24 protein-coding genes are annotated in these 16427 nt (G+C 38.4%); 3 read left to right on the top strand and 21 right to left on the bottom strand.

Annotated elements, in window-relative coordinates; genetic code table 11:
* Positions 1–32: 32 nt before the first annotated feature.
* The 7 genes from ACQXR1_RS04960 to ACQXR1_RS04930 all read right to left on the bottom strand — a co-directional run bounded on the left by ACQXR1_RS04960 (position 33) and on the right by ACQXR1_RS04930 (position 7217).
* Positions 33–824 (bottom strand): hypothetical protein, encoded by a 792-nt coding sequence (locus ACQXR1_RS04960; protein WP_430771822.1) that lies wholly within the window; start codon positions 822–824, stop codon positions 33–35.
* 39 nt (positions 825–863) lie between these two features.
* Complete coding sequence (locus ACQXR1_RS04955) at positions 864–1781, bottom strand: phage head morphogenesis protein (RefSeq protein ID WP_128753626.1); 918 nt, start codon at positions 1779–1781, stop codon at positions 864–866.
* Entirely contained in the window at positions 1778–3310 is a 1533-nt protein-coding gene (locus ACQXR1_RS04950) for a phage portal protein (RefSeq protein ID WP_128753627.1), read from the bottom strand. Before ACQXR1_RS04950 ends, ACQXR1_RS04955 begins: the two co-directional genes overlap by 4 nt.
* A gap of 3 nt (positions 3311–3313) precedes the next feature.
* Positions 3314–4609 (bottom strand): PBSX family phage terminase large subunit, encoded by a 1296-nt coding sequence (locus tag ACQXR1_RS04945; protein ID WP_080286168.1) that lies wholly within the window; start codon positions 4607–4609, stop codon positions 3314–3316.
* Positions 4602–5321 (bottom strand): phage terminase small subunit, encoded by a 720-nt coding sequence (gene terS, locus ACQXR1_RS04940; RefSeq protein ID WP_103750541.1) that lies wholly within the window; start codon positions 5319–5321, stop codon positions 4602–4604. The genes ACQXR1_RS04945 and terS overlap by 8 nt, the downstream gene beginning before the upstream one ends.
* 160 nt (positions 5322–5481) lie before the next feature.
* On the bottom strand, positions 5482–6090 hold the full coding sequence (locus ACQXR1_RS04935) for a hypothetical protein (RefSeq protein ID WP_133063222.1): 609 nt from the start codon (positions 6088–6090) through the stop codon (positions 5482–5484).
* 671 nt (positions 6091–6761) lie between these two features.
* A complete protein-coding gene (locus ACQXR1_RS04930; RefSeq protein WP_069703856.1) occupies positions 6762–7217 on the bottom strand; it encodes a sigma factor-like helix-turn-helix DNA-binding protein in 456 nt (151 codons plus the stop codon).
* A 174-nt stretch (positions 7218–7391) separates the two neighbouring features.
* Here ACQXR1_RS04930 and ACQXR1_RS04925 point away from each other — a divergent pair, with 174 nt between their 5' ends.
* Complete coding sequence (locus ACQXR1_RS04925) at positions 7392–8492, top strand: beta family protein (protein WP_061573736.1); 1101 nt, start codon at positions 7392–7394, stop codon at positions 8490–8492.
* Here the strand turns inward: ACQXR1_RS04925 and ACQXR1_RS04920 are convergent.
* The 14 genes from ACQXR1_RS04920 to ACQXR1_RS04855 form a co-directional block, all read right to left on the bottom strand.
* Positions 8419–9030, bottom strand: a complete 612-nt coding sequence (locus tag ACQXR1_RS04920) for a sce7726 family protein (protein WP_069703855.1) — start codon at positions 9028–9030, stop codon at positions 8419–8421. The genes ACQXR1_RS04925 and ACQXR1_RS04920 overlap by 74 nt on opposite strands.
* 212 nt (positions 9031–9242) lie before the next feature.
* Positions 9243–9449, bottom strand: coding sequence for an XtrA/YqaO family protein (locus tag ACQXR1_RS04915; RefSeq protein WP_069703854.1), 207 nt, complete (start codon positions 9447–9449; stop codon positions 9243–9245).
* A gap of 81 nt (positions 9450–9530) precedes the next feature.
* Positions 9531–9959 carry a RusA family crossover junction endodeoxyribonuclease gene (locus ACQXR1_RS04910; protein WP_430771821.1) on the bottom strand — a complete coding sequence of 143 codons (429 nt, stop codon included), beginning with the start codon at positions 9957–9959 and terminating at the stop codon, positions 9531–9533.
* Between the two features lie 95 nt (positions 9960–10054).
* Positions 10055–10204, bottom strand: coding sequence for a hypothetical protein (locus tag ACQXR1_RS04905; protein WP_225514167.1), 150 nt, complete (start codon positions 10202–10204; stop codon positions 10055–10057).
* Positions 10195–11136: an ATP-binding protein gene (locus ACQXR1_RS04900; protein WP_430771820.1), complete on the bottom strand. Its 942-nt coding sequence runs from the start codon at positions 11134–11136 to the stop codon at positions 10195–10197. The genes ACQXR1_RS04905 and ACQXR1_RS04900 overlap by 10 nt, the downstream gene beginning before the upstream one ends.
* Positions 11018–11695 (bottom strand): DnaD domain protein, encoded by a 678-nt coding sequence (locus ACQXR1_RS04895; RefSeq protein ID WP_322393680.1) that lies wholly within the window; start codon positions 11693–11695, stop codon positions 11018–11020. The genes ACQXR1_RS04900 and ACQXR1_RS04895 overlap by 119 nt, the downstream gene beginning before the upstream one ends.
* A 76-nt stretch (positions 11696–11771) precedes the next feature.
* A complete protein-coding gene (locus ACQXR1_RS04890) occupies positions 11772–12626 on the bottom strand; it encodes a recombinase RecT (protein ID WP_430771819.1) in 855 nt (284 codons plus the stop codon).
* Positions 12627–12628: 2 nt separating this feature from the next.
* Positions 12629–13588 carry a YqaJ viral recombinase family protein gene (locus ACQXR1_RS04885; RefSeq protein WP_430771818.1) on the bottom strand — a complete coding sequence of 320 codons (960 nt, stop codon included), beginning with the start codon at positions 13586–13588 and terminating at the stop codon, positions 12629–12631.
* A gap of 105 nt (positions 13589–13693) precedes the next feature.
* On the bottom strand, positions 13694–13888 hold the full coding sequence (locus ACQXR1_RS04880; RefSeq protein WP_041055602.1) for a YqaI family protein: 195 nt from the start codon (positions 13886–13888) through the stop codon (positions 13694–13696).
* Positions 13848–14021: a hypothetical protein gene (locus ACQXR1_RS04875; RefSeq protein WP_125825444.1), complete on the bottom strand. Its 174-nt coding sequence runs from the start codon at positions 14019–14021 to the stop codon at positions 13848–13850. The genes ACQXR1_RS04880 and ACQXR1_RS04875 overlap by 41 nt, the downstream gene beginning before the upstream one ends.
* A complete protein-coding gene (locus ACQXR1_RS04870; RefSeq protein WP_032722183.1) occupies positions 14018–14275 on the bottom strand; it encodes a YqaH family protein in 258 nt (85 codons plus the stop codon). The genes ACQXR1_RS04875 and ACQXR1_RS04870 overlap by 4 nt, the downstream gene beginning before the upstream one ends.
* Positions 14272–14841 carry a helix-turn-helix domain-containing protein gene (locus ACQXR1_RS04865; protein ID WP_430771817.1) on the bottom strand — a complete coding sequence of 190 codons (570 nt, stop codon included), beginning with the start codon at positions 14839–14841 and terminating at the stop codon, positions 14272–14274. The genes ACQXR1_RS04870 and ACQXR1_RS04865 overlap by 4 nt, the downstream gene beginning before the upstream one ends.
* Before the next feature lie 73 nt (positions 14842–14914).
* Positions 14915–15055, bottom strand: coding sequence for a hypothetical protein (locus tag ACQXR1_RS04860; protein WP_017697589.1), 141 nt, complete (start codon positions 15053–15055; stop codon positions 14915–14917).
* 2 nt (positions 15056–15057) lie between these two features.
* Positions 15058–15297 carry a helix-turn-helix transcriptional regulator gene (locus ACQXR1_RS04855; RefSeq protein ID WP_430771816.1) on the bottom strand — a complete coding sequence of 80 codons (240 nt, stop codon included), beginning with the start codon at positions 15295–15297 and terminating at the stop codon, positions 15058–15060.
* A 155-nt stretch (positions 15298–15452) separates the two neighbouring features.
* Here ACQXR1_RS04855 and ACQXR1_RS04850 point away from each other — a divergent pair, with 155 nt between their 5' ends.
* Entirely contained in the window at positions 15453–15806 is a 354-nt protein-coding gene (locus ACQXR1_RS04850; RefSeq protein WP_021480133.1) for a helix-turn-helix domain-containing protein, read from the top strand.
* 241 nt (positions 15807–16047) lie between these two features.
* Positions 16048–16404, top strand: a complete 357-nt coding sequence (locus ACQXR1_RS04845; RefSeq protein WP_430771815.1) for a hypothetical protein — start codon at positions 16048–16050, stop codon at positions 16402–16404.
* Positions 16405–16427 lie beyond the last annotated feature (23 nt).

The raw sequence follows: 16427 nt of genomic DNA, 5'->3' as shown, positions 1-16427 counted from the left end.
ATTGTTCACCTCCTTTCAAAATAAAAAGACCTTCATGATCGAAGGTCTGCTGCAAGTGATTCTGATAACTCTGAACGTAATTTTGATAGCACAACTACACAAACGGTATAATATTCCCTTGCTTTTTCTGCAAATTCATATTTATCCATTTGGTCTGAAGCACCTTTAATTTGTGCTAATCGGAAGATTTCAAATAATTGTGTTACAGCCTGGGCCGTTTCATTCGAAATCTTATTGTTTTGACGCAGAACATCTATTACATGCAGGGGATCACCCTCTAAGGTTAATCCGGTATTTTCTCTTATAACCGCTATAGTTTTGCTTAAATCTGCTGAGAATGAATCCCATGTTTCACTAAAAGCTTTTACCGGACTTTGTATGGCTTTAAAGAATGTTAAACCTAAACCTATATTATCCATAGTCATTGATAATTCAGGAAATTTTACGTCATTGGCATGTTTCGTATCATTAGCATGTTTCGTATCATTAGCATGTTTCGTATCATCGACGTGTTTCGTATCATTGGCAGGCTGAACAGTTGCTTCTTTTATATTTTCTATTTTGGTTTCTATAACTTCACCAATATCTATCTGAACACCGTTTCCCCCTCCTGCTGTAAGTTGGACTTTTCTTTTTTCAATGATTTGAAGTATCCCTTTTTTGTAAGCAAACGCAATGATTACTGCGGCTAACGGCCAAGAGGCAATTGCACTGGTAATAAATTTAGAATTTAAAACAGATGTTATCAACTTAGTTACTTCAGCCAGTGGAATTTGAATATCTAGTAAATATAAAAAAAAGAAAAAGCTGAAGAGTATCGTCATAAAAATCCCCCATTCAAATAATGAGGTTATTATACTATTTTATTCCATGTTTGCTAAGACTTCTCTTCGAATCTCTTCTTTTTCCTCAGCTGACAATCCTAAAATCTCATTATCAACCACAGGCGATAAAACACAATGGCAATGAACCCGCTCTCCTGCAGATAGTTTAGGATCTCGAGGAAACATGCAGGTTTCGCTGCTACCTGGTATCTGAAATTCTTCATCCACTCCAATGACGGTGCCATCCAGATCTATATGATTCTCACGCGGGATGTTCTTCTTCCCACCGCTGTGCCGCCATTTCTTTTTCTTTACTGCCGGCGATTGCGCATAAGATTCATGCTGAGCGACAGAGGAAGCGGCAAGCACTTCAGTAATGGCTGTGGTACGGGCCCGCTCTCTATCAAATTGAGGCATTTCTTTGAGAGTCAATTCAATGTCCTGTATAGATGATCCGTTCTCGATAGCATCAGTCAGTACGTTTTCCACCGCTTCATGTGTATTCAGCTTCATGATCTCAGCCAACTTCTTTGACCAATCCTTAATCCAATTAATCGTACGATTGGATAAGACTTTAAAAGGCACCTCTGGATCTATTGAATCCATGATTACTTCAGCCAGCTCTTCAATAGTCTGTTGCAGGAATCCCTCAGTCAGTTCCTGAAATTCTTCTTCGAAATCATCCACAGCCAAAAGGTTCTGAGTAAAAAACACTAAAAGGGCTTCTAACGTCTCTTTTGATTCTTTGCTTACAAAACCTTTAAGACCATCTGAAAACTTCTTACGCTGGCGCCTGAATAATCTAGCGATGCCTTTTTCATATTCCTCCACATACTTGGGTATATTAGATTTGCCAGGAAAGTCAGGTACCATCTCCCCCAATTGCTTATACTGATTTTCCTCGGCTTTTTGAATGAATACGTTTAGACTTTCCAACAGCTTATCCGTTTTGTTCATCTCTTCAGATCCTCCAGAACATCCCGCATATCTTTTAATAACCCAATCATATCAGGAGTACCGGTTCTAGATTTAAACAGCGCAGCCAAAGGATCGGAAGCGGACTCAGTACTATTCTTACCAAGCGGCCTGTTATATTCTTCTTCAGGCCATTCCTCAAGCGTCTTACCAAGAACTCTCCCAGCTAAATCACGTAGATCATTCGGAGAAACTGCACCAGCTGTTATAAACGGTGTTAGAACCTTAGCAATCTCAAGTGGATCTCTAAAGTCAGGTCCCTTTAACTGAAGACGAACCTTATGAATCTCAAGATCATTTAGAAATAAAGCGTTCAGTTTACCTGTGATTAACTTTCGTTCAGGCTGAAAGACTTGTTCCTCAGTAATCTTTCTTGCTGTATCTGCAGTCGCTCTGTTGTAATCTTGAGCTTCACCAGTATAAAGTGGAGGCAAACGAAAAGCCGATCTAATTTTATCTCGGCTCTTTTGGTCATATTCAAGAAACAGAGCATCTTCTTGAAGGATTTCAGTAAGTGACTTAATATCGACTTTCACTGGAGCAATCTCTTCATCACCATGAATGTTTTTTCCCTTCGCTATGCCTTCCGCTTCAAGTAAAAGAAACTTATGTGCGTTCTCCACTCCTTCAAGACCATTCATGTAATCCTGCAATTGTGTGTATGAATCCTCTGACAACATTCCGTTTTCAATTGTAATGGCAGCGGGAATATGTCTTCCTTGTTTGAAATACATGAAGTTCAGCTCTTCTGCTTTACGAGCTCCATACAGATTAACAATATGGCCAATCCATCGCGGTTTTCCATAAGTACCGCTTCCAATTTTGAAGTGAACCACTTCATTTGCTCGTTTTTCGAATGGAGTCTGTTCATCATATTGACCCGTCTCTAAATTTAAAGTACGAGGATCACCATACTCTTTAAAGTAAACTATACGACCATCAATCATCTGAACATACTTACGAAATCGTTTTTCTCTTTTGATCGATTTCATTTGTCCTTGTTCGAAGTATGTAAAATCAACTTCAATTGGGTCAGACAGTTTGCAAACCCGAACATTTTGAACATCCATATATTCAATACCAGCTGGTTTATTTTCACCGTTTCGAATGACCTCAATAAAGCCATTGCCCGTCTTTTCTCGGTCTTCAATAACAAAACCCAGTAAAGTCTCAGCTGACTCATCAAAATGGAGATATTTAATGAACTCTTCAAGCTTTGTCCATTCATTTTCAGCTTCTGTTTTTTCTTTGTTTGTCACATCTGGCGAATTCACATCAAACGAGTACTCAAAATCAAATCCAAAGCCCACAATATTTGTCCTGTAGGCATCAACACATTGCTGTAAGATCGTTGAATACTCAGCAATCATCTTTAATTCTTTTAGGTTATACGGGGGTGGCAAAATATTGCTGTCATAAGTGTCCGCAAATTCATCTTCATAAATTTGTTTCGTTGATTCAGTAGGTGGAGAAGCTTTAATCACTCTTGCTTTAACAGATTGTTTTGACATGCTCTACCTCCTTCCCGGTCTTGATCTTTGCGGTCTTCCTTTTGATTCTTCTTTCAAATCGGTTACCTCATAATCATCGAGAGCGTACCAGATAGCTGACAGTGTATGCGGGTCTATGGTGAACTCGTCTTCTAAGATGTTCCCCAGCTTATCGGTAGCATAAGTGAGCGTTTTAAGTTCATAAATCGTGTTCTTGCAACGGTCAGAGCAAATGATCTTCTTGAACCGTTTGATCTTCTTTGTGTATTGGAGGCGTGATCCTTGGTACTTACGGGCCCCCACCATATTGAAACCGTGTTGTTGAAAATAACGGATTGTCTTTGGCTCTGCTGAATCTGCCTTGATTAATTCCTTAGTCTCTGCAAATTCCTTGAGTTCTTCGGCTGTCTTATCGTCAGTTAATCCATTTTTGTAATACTCCCAGTAGATATAGAGGTATTTCTTTTCAGGATCAACAGCAACCCTAACGACGGCGTTATACGACTCAACAAAACCAAAGTCCATTCCAATTCGTTTAAGTGGACGGTTAATATTAGAGATTGCAGTCATAACCTCTTCATGAGGCCATTCTTCAAACTGCGGCAGAACCCGAATTCCATTCACACCAAAATGACCTTTCCGTGCAATTCGGTAAAGGTCTGGATCGTATTCCTTCAATTCTTCAAGTTGCTGGACATAGCTTTCTGGCAGGAAAAGATTATCATCTGCCGTTGAGTGATGATAATAGGTGTCGTTAATTACGACAGTACGCTTTTCGTATAGCTCTTTATCATCCAGTACAAACCGCTTCTCTCGATCATCTTTAAAGAAATGTTTAAAAGTCCAATTGTCCTCTCCGACTGGATTTGTTGAGAGTATCATGTGGAGCGGCAAAGTCGGGTGACGAAGACGTCCTAACAGCTCCTTGAATCCTTCATACTTCACTTCTGAACATTCCTCAATCCAAATGAGTGAAATATTATTGATTGATTTCAGTTTGGCTGGCTTATCCATCCCTTTAAAGATGATGCGGCTGCCATTTGAAAATCGAATCTGCATGGGCGAAGATACACACCTAACGATATGATCTAATTTCAGATCACTTACAAGTTCATCAAAAAGTGAAAATGTTGAGTCCCTATGTGTGTCATACACTTCTCTGATAACGAGTGCAGTCCGTTTTTCTTTAAGCAATTTCAGAACAATCTTCAAAGCAACATGATAACTTTTGGATGACCCATAACCACCAACAAGAAACTGAAACTTTTGATTCCAGTCAAAAAGAAATTCTTTAAAATGAGGATTTACTTGTTTAATCACTGTCATCACCTTTGTTCACAATGGTGATCTCAAAAGGTTTATCTTCTTCTGTAAGTTCTTCAATTTCTAGTTTTTTCTTGTCTATACTTAAACGCATATGCTCCAATTTAAGGCGTCGTTCGTCTTCTGCATGAGCTAACTCATCAAACTGTTTAATTAGGTTCCTGAGTTCTGCCATTGCCCGAGATTGAGCATTTAAGAACGTTGCATGACGATCCCAAGAAAATTGGAATTCGTATTCTTCCTCTTCGACTTCGTTAGTCTCAGATAGGACAGACTTTTTCTTTTTTAGTTCCTTAATCATTTCTCCCTTATCAGAAACGAACATGATTTTTTGTGCCCTTATAATTGCGGCATATTGGATCTGTATCTGATCCCATATCATATCGACAGGTGAACGTTCTTGAATCCCTTCCATGATGGATAGTGTTTCTTCTGGCAGGAACTTTGAGAAGAATCCATGAGTCACAGCGTTTTGATTTCTTAGTGGTGGGCCCCCTTTATTACCTAACGCATTCTTGTTACCGAGTGGTGCACCTACTTTTTTTGTGTGCACACTTTTCTTGAAAGGTGCACCCTTTTTTCTTTGCCAACCATGCCGCTGTTTCCACGATTTGATTGTGTTAACAGACACCCCGTATTTCTCAGCAAGGTCCTTGTATTTCAAACCTTTGAGGTAATCTTTATACGCCTGTATGTGCTTTTCAATCATCTACATCCACCGCCGCCTCCTTTTGAATTGAGTTGTTTTGAAAATAATATTCTCTCTAAACCGCCACCGCGCTCAAGCTGTTAACCGCCAAGTGTTTATCCTAAGGCTTAACGGAAGCAGTTTGCTGAGAATATTAAAAGACACCTTAGTAAAAAGGTGCCTATTGATTGTCATTATTAGATCGATGCAAATCATCAGCGGAATTACTTTTATTTTCAAACTCTTTTACTCTATCCATAAAATACTCTAGGTTTCTGTCAAAATAATGATAATTTATCACCATGATCATTATTAGTACACCGTTTATAAAGCCAAGTGTTAGTGTCTTTCCGTTAAGTAAGTCCGTATCAAGACAACAAAAAATTGTTATAGTAAAAAAAGACAACATCAAACTTGTAAGTAAGCCTCTTCTTGCATGAAGTTGCCCTAAACGATAACTGTATATATTTTTTATTCCTTCACCTAGTTCTTCTTCTTCAACGATTCGCTTATCTATTTTAAATTCCTTGTCAAAATAAATTAGCCATTTTCTTTTTCTGTATTCAGGAATAACAAACCAAAAAAACAAACTAACTTGATGAATGATATGCCCTAAGATTATTCCTAGTGCTGCAGCTAGAGCAGTAAACCCTACAAGTGAGAAGCCCTTATATTTGAGAACTTGGATTATGTAACTTGGTTCGTTTATTACGAACAACAATGTTATAAATATCATAAACACCCAACCCGGTAATCCCCATCTAACCAAATACTTTGATTCAAAATTCAACATTATCTCCCCCCATCTTATTATCGGCGAAAGAGCCTAACAGAAAAACCTTCTGCAAAATTTGTCGAACAAAAAAAGCACCCTAAAAGGATGCTTAATTATTTTCTGCTCTTTATGTAATCTTCTTTACTGATACCTAAAAGCTCCGCAGAGTGCTCATCTGCTGATTGTTCTAAATGATGCATTTGATACTTAACGAATTCTTCTTCAGTAAATACCTTTTTATCGATGAGAATATCAATTAGAGCTTCTATTGTGCATTGACTCCGCCTGCTAACTGTTCTAACAAATGTTGCTGATTAACATTAATTGTTCTTGTCACGTTTTCACCTCCCACCTTAATATCGGCAAAAGGTTTCGACAAAGAACATTTTGCAGAATTTGTCGAACGATTACGCATTACACAGATCCTTTTTTTATATTAAAATTATTTCAAGCTTTTGTAAGCTAGGTGAGCGCGGCTCTCACGGTTAATCCGAACAAGTCGAAATCCTTACTCGCCTAGAGGGGGGTGTGGTTATGGAAATCCACATCAAAATTTCCCGGGAGTTTGCAGTCGCAATTTTGATTGCAATCGCTAATGCCTTTCTCCGTTAGGAGAGAGGTTTTTTGTTTTTTAATTTATTCCTAACGCGAATGATTAAATGATCCGCGCCGACCTGCCTCCCATTTTACACTACAGATTTTTTCAGATTCAACAAACGCTCAAAGTGGCAATCTTGGCATAATTGACTGATCAACTCGTCTTTCATTTTGCGAACAGTTTCCCGTGAAATGCCAAGGTGAAGACCAATAGCACGGTAGCTCATCCCCTCCATCATGCAATCATAAATAACTTTGTGTTGCTCTCCTTTGATTTTTTCAGCCCCTAACTCCACTGCATATACTCGCTCTTCATAATACTTAAGACGCTTGAAAAGACGTTCCTCTCTCATATCCATTTGCCGCAATTCAGCCTGACTCTTCCCAGGACTTCCTTTTGGCATAGTAGCTTCTAATCCATATTGAGCAACCCCCCAATTCTTCATTGGAATTACTGAACCATAGAGTACCCTCTGCAAACGACGAACCTCTTTCACCATCCAATGATAGCTATTGATTAGATTTTCAATTTCTTTTCGATTCATAAAACGTCCTCCTTTTAAACAAATAAAAACGGACACCAAACCAACAGCGTAAATGCTGTAGTTCAGTGTCCGCAGGCTTTCCATCTTGGACAATCTAATTTTTTTGAATTTTTTTGAAACCTATTTCTTCCTTTATCGTATTACTTTTATCCTAAACAAAATGGAGGTTATAACATGTTTGACGAAAAGCACTATGTACCTGTTTTAAAATGGAAAAAAGGCGAAAGAAACGCACTTAAACACCTACATCGCAAACAAGACATAACACCTTTATTAGAAATTCAATCACCCGACAAAAACAAAACTATTGAGGACCACCTATCTGGATTTCAGCAAAGTATTGAAGAGTCGTGGTCAAAAGAAGACCCAATTTTTGTAGATGTTGATTCTCTATATTCTAGTGTCGAAAATGATACTTTTATTGACGGAGACGTTCACCCTTTAAAATATATCGTCTCATCAGTAGAAATGGCAGGAACTCATTGTATACCCGTGTATAGTTTCTATAGATACAATACTGAAGAACAATACGACATTGTTTTAAAGGAGTTAATAGATCAGTATAAAAGAGGTCTTTGTATCAGATTAACTCCCGATGATTTAAGTGATTTACAAACATTATCTTCTGATATAACTGATGAACTTGAATATTTCGGTCTAACCGAAGAAAATGTAGACATTATTTTAGATTTTAAAGATATTTCAACCAGATCAGTTGATCAAGTAGTAGATGAGTTAATTCAAATTTTACTTAATTTCCCCAAATTAAATAGTTGGAGAACCATTACATTTTGCGGTACCTCCTTCCCTGTGCAGTTAAGTAAAAAAGTTCCGACTAAAAATAACGGTTCAATTCCGAGAGTTGAATGGCTAACTTATCAAAGACTTTTAAAACTAAATCTCGCAAGAATCCCAAGTTTCGGTGATTATACAATCACTAACCCTATGACTTCTACTGATTTTGACCCAAGAATAATGGACATGGCTCCAGCAATTAAATACACCACAAAATCAGAATTTTTAATTTATAGAGGATCAGGTGTTAAAGCAAGTGGAGAAGGCTTTGGTCAAACCAAAGCTTTAGCGCAGGATGTTATATCTAATCCAGCATACATGGGTGCAGCCTTCTCCTATGGCGATAATTTCATATATGAACGCGCTACTAACCCTGAAAGTTCTAGAGGAAACCCAACCTCTTGGGTTACTGTAAATGTAAATCATCACCTTGAATATGTTGCTTCCCAGTTATCCAGTTCTCTCGTTGTTTCAATTTAGAGTTAACTTCCTGTTGAAGTTCCTCTAACCCCAGTGATTCTGCTAAATAGTTCAATATCGCATTCTTGGGTTTACTTAGATAACCTCTTTGTAAACCCTTTTCTTTCAGAATGTCTAATGCTTCTTCTTTCCATAATAACTGCGAGATTGACATAGGATCTAATTTCTTATTTTCCCTTCCCTTCCTAACCCTTTTAAGTCGCGGAATTCCTTTATTATTATAAACAACAATAATTCCCCACCATTTAGGAACTAACTCCTTTACTTGATCAAGGTAATTTTTAGAAACGACTATTGTCATCCTATTAAAAACCAAGTTATAGTGAGAGATTTGAGACGGCAATCTTATTAATGTGTCACTTTCACTTTTTATTTCATAACCATGTCTAATCCCATTAATAACCGCCACATCCACTCTAGACTTTCCATAAAGTATACCCATTTCATTTACAATGCGAGTATCTTGTTCATTTTCACATTCTGTATATAATACATCTAAGAGGCTTCTCCTTAGATCTATGTCTTTTAACTTGTACATAGTATCACCTTTTATAAACTTAAAATTTCTATACTAAAAGTATATATGCAATTCATGTAAAAATTCCTTCTTAAAAATATACTAAATTTTAGTTGAAATCAATTAAGGTTGTTGTATGAAATTTAAAGAATTCGTCTCCTATCTCCCGCAGAACCGCAATCCTGTAGAATAAAAAAACACTGCAATGCCTAAGTAGCCACCCCTTCAATAACTTACCTGACTTTGTATCCTATCTCATGATCAACCCGCGCAAAGCTCCCCTTTACAGTTTGAATAACCGTTTTACCGTGTACCGGAGCATCTAAGACATGAGCAGTTCCCTGATTCCCATCTAAAACGATAATCTGAACTTTTCCTGGATCAATCTTCTGCTGAATAGTGAAGTCTTTTTTGATGTTTATTTCTCTTGGATTGTACACTCAAAGCGCCCCCTGTGTTATGATAGAAGTACCAGTTCATATCAAGAACACTGAGGCTAAGCGCTTCGGTGTTTTTTATTTTTAGACAGAAACCTCGTTTATCTTGATCTCCACCCTTGGCTCTTCGCTATAAAACTTACTGACTTTCAAATCCACCACCTGACTATCATCTTTATATATCAGATGGTTCAGAGCGTCTTTTACACCCTTTACATAGTTATCAACGTCGGGCTTTGTAGTCGGCCGCAGAAGACCCTTTTCAGCTTTCTCTTTCTTCTTTGATGAGTTTGAAACTGATTGGGGCATTGGTCTGTACACTTTGACATCCATTGAGACAGGACCAGTAATAACTGTTTTTGGCCGATACTGGGACGCAACCAATGCGACATACTGCTTAAAGTGCTTTGATTTTGCTGGATCTCGCATATGCAATTTCCCATTTCGTATTGATCCACGCGGCCGTCCTTGTGCGACTGGCTCTCCATAAACAGTGAACTTAATGCAATCCAACTGTTCTTTACCTCCCGTCAAGCTGTTCCCATAGCTCAATTTCTTTTTCTATTCTCGATGCCGAGAGTAAAATTGCCAGCAGAGACACGACTGCTTTAAGCACTCAGCATCCGCTCCATTTGCTTTATTTTTTCCTCAAGTAAACGGATAGTTGGCGTAAGATCTTTACCTTCTGTAGGACTTAGAGGTCCGAATATATAAAGTCCATCAGCTGCTTTTATATCAGTTTTCTTTTTCATTCCCAATCACCTAACCTATGATTTAATTGCATTCGATCGCCTCTAATAATCACTATGTAATCACGGCACATCTGGTGAATTCGTGAACCAAGAGCCTCGTCTATATCCAAAATCTCATCGATTGTTAACTCCGAAGAAATCAGCAAAGGTTTGTGATTTAAATACCGATAGTTCAAGACTGACTGGATTTGTTCAACCTGCCAATCGGTTGCCCTTGGCTGCCCGTTTATTGGTTTGAATAAGTCATCAATGAATAGAACTTGGACCTTTCTCATGGCATCGAGTTTTGCTTCTAAATTGTCAAAGTCAGCTTTCAAATCACCCATGCCCTCTACATAAGGGAAATACATGCAGTGTACTGATTTTTTCTTGATCAGATTATTCATTATCGCCGTGAGCAAATGAGTTTTACCGCTACCTGGCTGTCCAAGTAATGCGATACTGTTTTGCCGTTCTCCTTTGATCTTTTGAAAATCTTTATAGTATTCCACTGCACACTCATAAGCGTCCTTGATCATGTCTGGCTTACCGCCCGTGATGAAGTTACCAAAGAGAAGCTTTTCAAACTCTTCTGTAATGCCGCTAGCTGCCATGAGTCTGGCAATTTTCTTTCGTCTCACACATTCACACTGTTTTGAATAAGTATCTTTCCATTCACTAGCTTTGTCCGGCGAGCAAACCTTCCCCAACAGAAAATCATCTTCAGGTACCATATCGTCTGGAACCATAAGGTCTAACTGTTCATCTAAATGCCAAGAAGTGTCCTTATGGACCCGATAAACGACAATTCCACGATCCTTACAATAAGGACAATCAAATTCAGCCTTTTCTTCGGATACGGCCTGTTTTGTTCCCAAAAAGCGGGCTGACTTTTCCCGAAGCTCCTGCATGATCGTTTGAAATGCGGTGTCTATACTGACTGCTTTGTTTATAGCCATATTGTGTCTCCTTTCTCTTTTGAGTGAATGGATTTGATAAGATGGCTTGAACATATGACAAACTTACTGATTTCCCCTTTAGCTGAAACGCTGTCTTGATAGCCTCCATCACTTTTTCTTCACCATAATCGTCGACCATGTATCCAATTCGCTGTGCCTCTATAGGACCGACTGACCGAGCAACTTTGTTTTCATATAGCTCAAAGGCATTTTTCATTTTGTCATCGACCTCCTGATGTTCAATCTCAGCTGGTTCCAAAGCTTTTTTCTTCATGTAATTTCCTAACTGTATGTAGTCTGCATAATGAAGTATGGTGACGATGAACCCTCTTTTTTGTGGAAGACGGTCCAATTTGATATATCCCTGTTTCTCCATTCGGTCTAGTGAGTATTTAATCTGAGCAGCTGACCAATTAAAGTCTTTTGCAAGTTCTACAACTTTGATAATCGTCTGCCCAAGTTCTAACTCTTGATTTGGCCTGTATTCAGCTCTTTTGAACAAGTGATCATAGATTTTTTCATCCCTAAACTCTTTGAATGGTAGTCGGGGTATGACCACATACCCCATTGCTTTGATGTCCAAGTCAATCACCTACTTCCTTTCACAGAGTGCAGTTATGTCACGGATGCCGACCTCAATCGAACGGAAGTTCATCTACTTTTATATCTACAGGCTTGCCGTCAAAAGGATCAGCTTCTTGTTCGCTTGTTTTTTCCGGTTCGTCTTTATTTGAAGGCTCGGAATCAATAATTTCTGAGCTATCCGCTTCATTGGTAATGTCAATCCGTTCCCTTGTTTCATCTTCCTCAATAACGGCTTTTTGCATTTCCACAGAGAGAATCCCCCACTTACTCAAAACTGCTTTTAATACAGTCTTAAGAGCCATCGCATCCCAATCATTTTTCCATCCAAAATCAGACTTACTGAATTTCTTTTTGTGTTTCTCCACTTGTGCCTTTGTCCAGTACACTGTTTTTCTGAAACCATTTATCAACTCAAAATAAGCTGCATAACCAATTACCGCATCTGATTCTCGTTTTTCAAAATCAATCTCGATCTCCTCAGTCAGCGGATTCCACTTCTCCAATTCGCCTTCATGAATCGGTATGCAATTGATGGATTTATATTGGCCTGTTCGTAAGGCTAGCTGTATGTATCCTTTGTATCCAAGCTGGAATTGAGCCTTTCCTCCATAAGGAACAATCCAGGCATATCCTAAGTTTTTATCTATAGGAAGGTCGAGTGTAGCTGCCACCATTGCAGATGAGATAACGCTCATAGGATCTGTTTTCTGTAACATCTGCTCGCTGTTATAAAGGCTTAAGATAGAAGCAGTAAACTGTGTAGCCCTCTTCCCTAACACTTCCTCGAATCGCTTAATAACGGATGGTGAGGAAAGTAGCCCTTTCATGGTTGCTCCTTGTTGTTGCACAGGTGCGTTTTTTTGCTTCTTTTGGATGTTGTTTTTAATTGATTGATTAGTAGCCATAATCAGCTAACCTCCTTGATTGCAAAACGTCTGAAATGAGTTTCCTTTTTGACCTTCTCGTAAATATCCGGAAACTGCTCTTTGAGCTTTTTCGTGTCAACTCGATTTGAGACAACAGGCTTCCAACAAGCTTGATAGTTTCCGATAAACCCATACTCTGCGTCCTTCATTTCATGTTTGATCTGGTTCTCTAATTCTTTTGCCTGGCTTTGGAGTTCTGAGATCTGTTCTTTAAGAAGCAAGTATTGTTGAATACGTTCTCGATTAGCCCCAGTTAAATCAATAGCTTTGTTATTTTCCGTTTCGGCATATCGTTTTTTGAGGTATTCCTCCGCAGCACTTGAACCATCTAAAGCAGGCGCTTGTCCACCTAAGACCTTGTCATTCCAGAACTCAATCTCTGCTTCAAAGATCATGTCAATTAACTCATCGTCTCTCTCAATCTCTTTCCAGACAAATTTGTTCCCGCCGATCAGCACAGCAAAGTAAGCTTTCTGATATTCAGGTCCAAGCACACCCAGATAATGCTGGACCTGAACAATATAGCTCTCGGGGATTTCTTCGTCTTCCCATTCTTTTAAGTTGTAGGCAGAGGTTGTTTTACATTCAAGGATCGCTTTTTCACCAACAATCATCCGATCTACATTAGCCAAAATGAAATCATGTTCCGGATGTCTGAGTATTGCTTTTTTACGTCTAACCTTCTTGCCACTACGTATCTCAAATTCTTTTGCAACAATGTCTTCAAGCAATGATCCAAAGTAAGCAGCTTCACTTTGCGATTCACTAACAGGGACCTGTCCTGTTTTGTCTAACCATAATTCAAAAGGTGTCTTCCACTTGTTTAACCCCAAGATAATGGATGCATCTGAGCCGCCAATTCCTTTTCTTCTTTCAATAAGCCATTCATCACGGCTCATTTCAGAAGTCTTAGCAAGAACCTCAGCCCGTTTGCTTGTCATACCACCTAACCCCCATTGTTTTTATTGAGGCTATCTGATAAAATATTTGCACATGAGTTTTTTTAGATAGCCTTTAAAGAAGTCCACTTTGCCGAGTGGGCTTTTTTATTGCGCATTTTTAAATTCAAAACCAAGTTGCTCCCTTAGATATCTTTCCAAGTTCTCTCTGAGAATGATTTCGCCGCCATCAATTACATAATCATCAACTGGAGTTACTTCATCACCGTAAAAATCTATTTGCACACCCGTTTCAGTCAGCTTATCGTGCCAGTTGTTTATGACCATTGGGTTTTCGACCATTCATATTCTCCTCTCTGAATTTGTCTGCACGTCTATCCCATAACAGATGGAATTCACTATTGTTACGAATCATCGCACACCATTTACGAACTTCCAGAGCAGTTGCCGGCTTATGAACATAATGAACTATCATCCTATACACCTGCTCACTACTGTTAAGTTGATGCCTCGCTGTTGCATTTTCAATGCTGTTTCATAAAGCTGTCCTTTGTTTGCCAGCCGGCTAATATCCTCAGTAAGAACCTTGATGCTTCCAGCGAGACTAATCGCTTCTTCATAATCACCATCACGCAATGCCTCTGACAGCATGATTGCTAACTCTTCTGCTGATTCGATTTTTCTTTTTGCGATAGGAACATCTGCCTTCAAGAAATGATTTGTATTCATACTGAAACCACCTGCCTTCCTTCTTGTTTTGCCATAGCAACTTGATCAACTAAAGCTTTCCGTGTCCACCTATCTGCAAGCTCCTGCATTTTCAACCCGTGAGTGCGAACAAGTGAATAAATTAATGTTTTGTTAGCCGCAATCAAATCAAAAATCTGCTTAATATCTGCCATCGGCAGCTCTTCTGTTTTACCTGGCCGGTTATCCGTAAGCCAACGGGCTAAATGTTTGGTTGCTTGTAATGCTTCCTCCAATTGGTGAACCATATTAATCACCGCATTACTTGCACATTCATTAAGTGCCGGATCAATAGGAGCAGCGGCTGTGGGATGAAGTTTAAATAAGTAATGGACAAGATCAATATGTTCATAGGCATCACACTTCTCAAACCACTTGATACATAACTCTGGAGTGAGCTTGGCAAGTCCATTTTCAACATCTGAAACATACCTTTGATCCTTACCTCCGATTAACTTGCCGATTTGGTATTGGGAAAGACCTGCAGCCTTTCGGGCACTACGCATAATCTGCGGTAAATTCCGCATGTTGTATGGGTTGTTCTCCATATGTTTGCCTCCTGATATATTGAGTTTTCAGTTTTAAAATTGAAGTTAAAAGACCATGCTGTTTATAAATGACTTAGGCTGATTCCTTTTTATTTTGTTGTGCAAGCTTCTCTTGGTGTTCATTCATGCGCTGAACAAGTATGCTACTGAGGTATTTGTAAGCTTTGGCCTCTGCCTGTTCAAACAGCGGTCCTTTTTTCAAGATGACTTTCATAATTAAGCCCCCTTATCTGTCCTTGTCTTATATTCAGGACACATTTTGTGTCTGATTTGAGTAAAAAAAATTTCATCTACAGTTGTTCCATAATAGTCTGCAATCTTTTTGGCCAGACTTAAGGAAGGAGTTCTATCCCCTCTTTCAATAGCCCCTAGCATCTGTGGAGTTATGTTTAAGTCATTAGCAACTACTGTTCTTGACGTGTTTCCACGTAAGGAAAACAAAACTTCTCTTTCCACTCATAACACCCCCTTAGAAACGTTTTGTTTCCTTTTACGATTTTTAATATACAGGACACAAAACGTGTCCGTCAAGTGTTTTTAGAAACTTTTTGTTTCTAAATGTAGAAACGCTTAGTTTCCAAGTTATAATTAATAACAAGGAGTGAGTGTATATGTTAGGTAAAAGGATAGCAGCTTTAAGAAAAGAAAAAGGTCTAAGCCAATATGAACTCGCAGATAGATTAGGCTTTTCAAGAGGAAAACTTGCTAATTATGAACAAGGCACTCGCGAACCTGATTACGAAACATTAATTAAAATAGCCGACTTTTTTGATGTATCTACAGACTACCTTTTAAGAGGAAAAGATAAATCATCCAATATAATCACTGACGATGCAAAAAAAGTATTAAACGATCCTGAAACATTCCTTGCAGCTAAAGACGGTGAAGTAACTGATGAAATTCTACAGGCTGCTTTGGAGATTATAACGGAGCAATTAAAGGAAAGACGGAAATCAGATAAATAAACGCAGTTAGTTTATTATTATTTATTTCTGTTTATTATGTTTAATTCTGTTTACTAATAAGATTTAGATTCTCATTTATATCTCAATCATACCCTCATTTATAAAGTGACTTTTGAATCCCATACAAACCCTTACGTGGCAAGGGTTTTTGTAGTTTTTCTCATTTATATTTTCATTTATGTTTCTTTTACATTTTCATATATAAAAATGAAGTGGCCTGATTACATAAGGAGCGTTTATTGTGAAGAGAAACATTGAGTTTTTTTTAAGTTTGACAGGGAGCCTATTGGGTGTTGTAGCGTCTATTTTTGCTTTAGTTATCGCCTATCTTGATTTATTTTTTCATTTAATTAGATACTTTGAAATGACAAGCGACCTTCTTGTTGAGGCATGGGTATCTTTGGTCCTTTCATGTATTGGGTTTACAGCTTCAATTGTTGTCTTATTTAAGCCAAAGTTGAGCAGTGTTCTACTATTTGTCTCAGGGGGAGGACTTATATGTATTGATTGTTTCTATTTAATACCAGCTATACTTATGATCATCCCCGGGATCATGATATTTGTAAGGAAAGAAAAATCTGCTCTTAAATCAGTTTGAATCTGAAAACAAAAGAACCGCGA

It is taken from the genome of Bacillus sp. ATD (assembly GCF_050585765.1).
Classification (GTDB): Bacteria; Bacillota; Bacilli; order Bacillales; family Bacillaceae; genus Bacillus; species Bacillus stercoris.
This window is presented reverse-complemented; position numbering and strand designations above follow the sequence as displayed.

Bases quoted from the DNA above. Each gene is read 5' to 3' on its own strand.
- ACQXR1_RS04850 (WP_021480133.1), top strand. From the start codon at position 15,453: ATGTTAGGTAAAAGGATAGCAGCTTTAAGAAAAGAAAAAGGTCTAAGC.
- ACQXR1_RS04875 (WP_125825444.1), bottom strand. From the start codon at position 14,021: ATGATAGTTCATTATGTTCATAAGCCGGCAACTGCTCTGGAAGTTCGT.
- ACQXR1_RS04880 (WP_041055602.1), bottom strand. From the start codon at position 13,888: ATGGTCGAAAACCCAATGGTCATAAACAACTGGCACGATAAGCTGACT.
- ACQXR1_RS04925 (WP_061573736.1), top strand. From the start codon at position 7,392: ATGTTTGACGAAAAGCACTATGTACCTGTTTTAAAATGGAAAAAAGGC.
- ACQXR1_RS04885 (WP_430771818.1), bottom strand. From the start codon at position 13,588: ATGACAAGCAAACGGGCTGAGGTTCTTGCTAAGACTTCTGAAATGAGC.
- ACQXR1_RS04920 (WP_069703855.1), bottom strand. From the start codon at position 9,030: ATGTACAAGTTAAAAGACATAGATCTAAGGAGAAGCCTCTTAGATGTA.
- ACQXR1_RS04860 (WP_017697589.1), bottom strand. From the start codon at position 15,055: ATGAAAGTCATCTTGAAAAAAGGACCGCTGTTTGAACAGGCAGAGGCC.
- ACQXR1_RS04890 (WP_430771819.1), bottom strand. From the start codon at position 12,626: ATGGCTACTAATCAATCAATTAAAAACAACATCCAAAAGAAGCAAAAA.
- ACQXR1_RS04930 (WP_069703856.1), bottom strand. From the start codon at position 7,217: ATGAATCGAAAAGAAATTGAAAATCTAATCAATAGCTATCATTGGATG.
- ACQXR1_RS04960 (WP_430771822.1), bottom strand. From the start codon at position 824: ATGACGATACTCTTCAGCTTTTTCTTTTTTTTATATTTACTAGATATT.
- terS (WP_103750541.1), bottom strand. From the start codon at position 5,321: ATGATTGAAAAGCACATACAGGCGTATAAAGATTACCTCAAAGGTTTG.
- ACQXR1_RS04870 (WP_032722183.1), bottom strand. From the start codon at position 14,275: ATGAATACAAATCATTTCTTGAAGGCAGATGTTCCTATCGCAAAAAGA.
- ACQXR1_RS04950 (WP_128753627.1), bottom strand. From the start codon at position 3,310: ATGTCAAAACAATCTGTTAAAGCAAGAGTGATTAAAGCTTCTCCACCT.
- ACQXR1_RS04955 (WP_128753626.1), bottom strand. From the start codon at position 1,781: ATGAACAAAACGGATAAGCTGTTGGAAAGTCTAAACGTATTCATTCAA.
- ACQXR1_RS04865 (WP_430771817.1), bottom strand. From the start codon at position 14,841: ATGGAGAACAACCCATACAACATGCGGAATTTACCGCAGATTATGCGT.
- ACQXR1_RS04900 (WP_430771820.1), bottom strand. From the start codon at position 11,136: ATGGCTATAAACAAAGCAGTCAGTATAGACACCGCATTTCAAACGATC.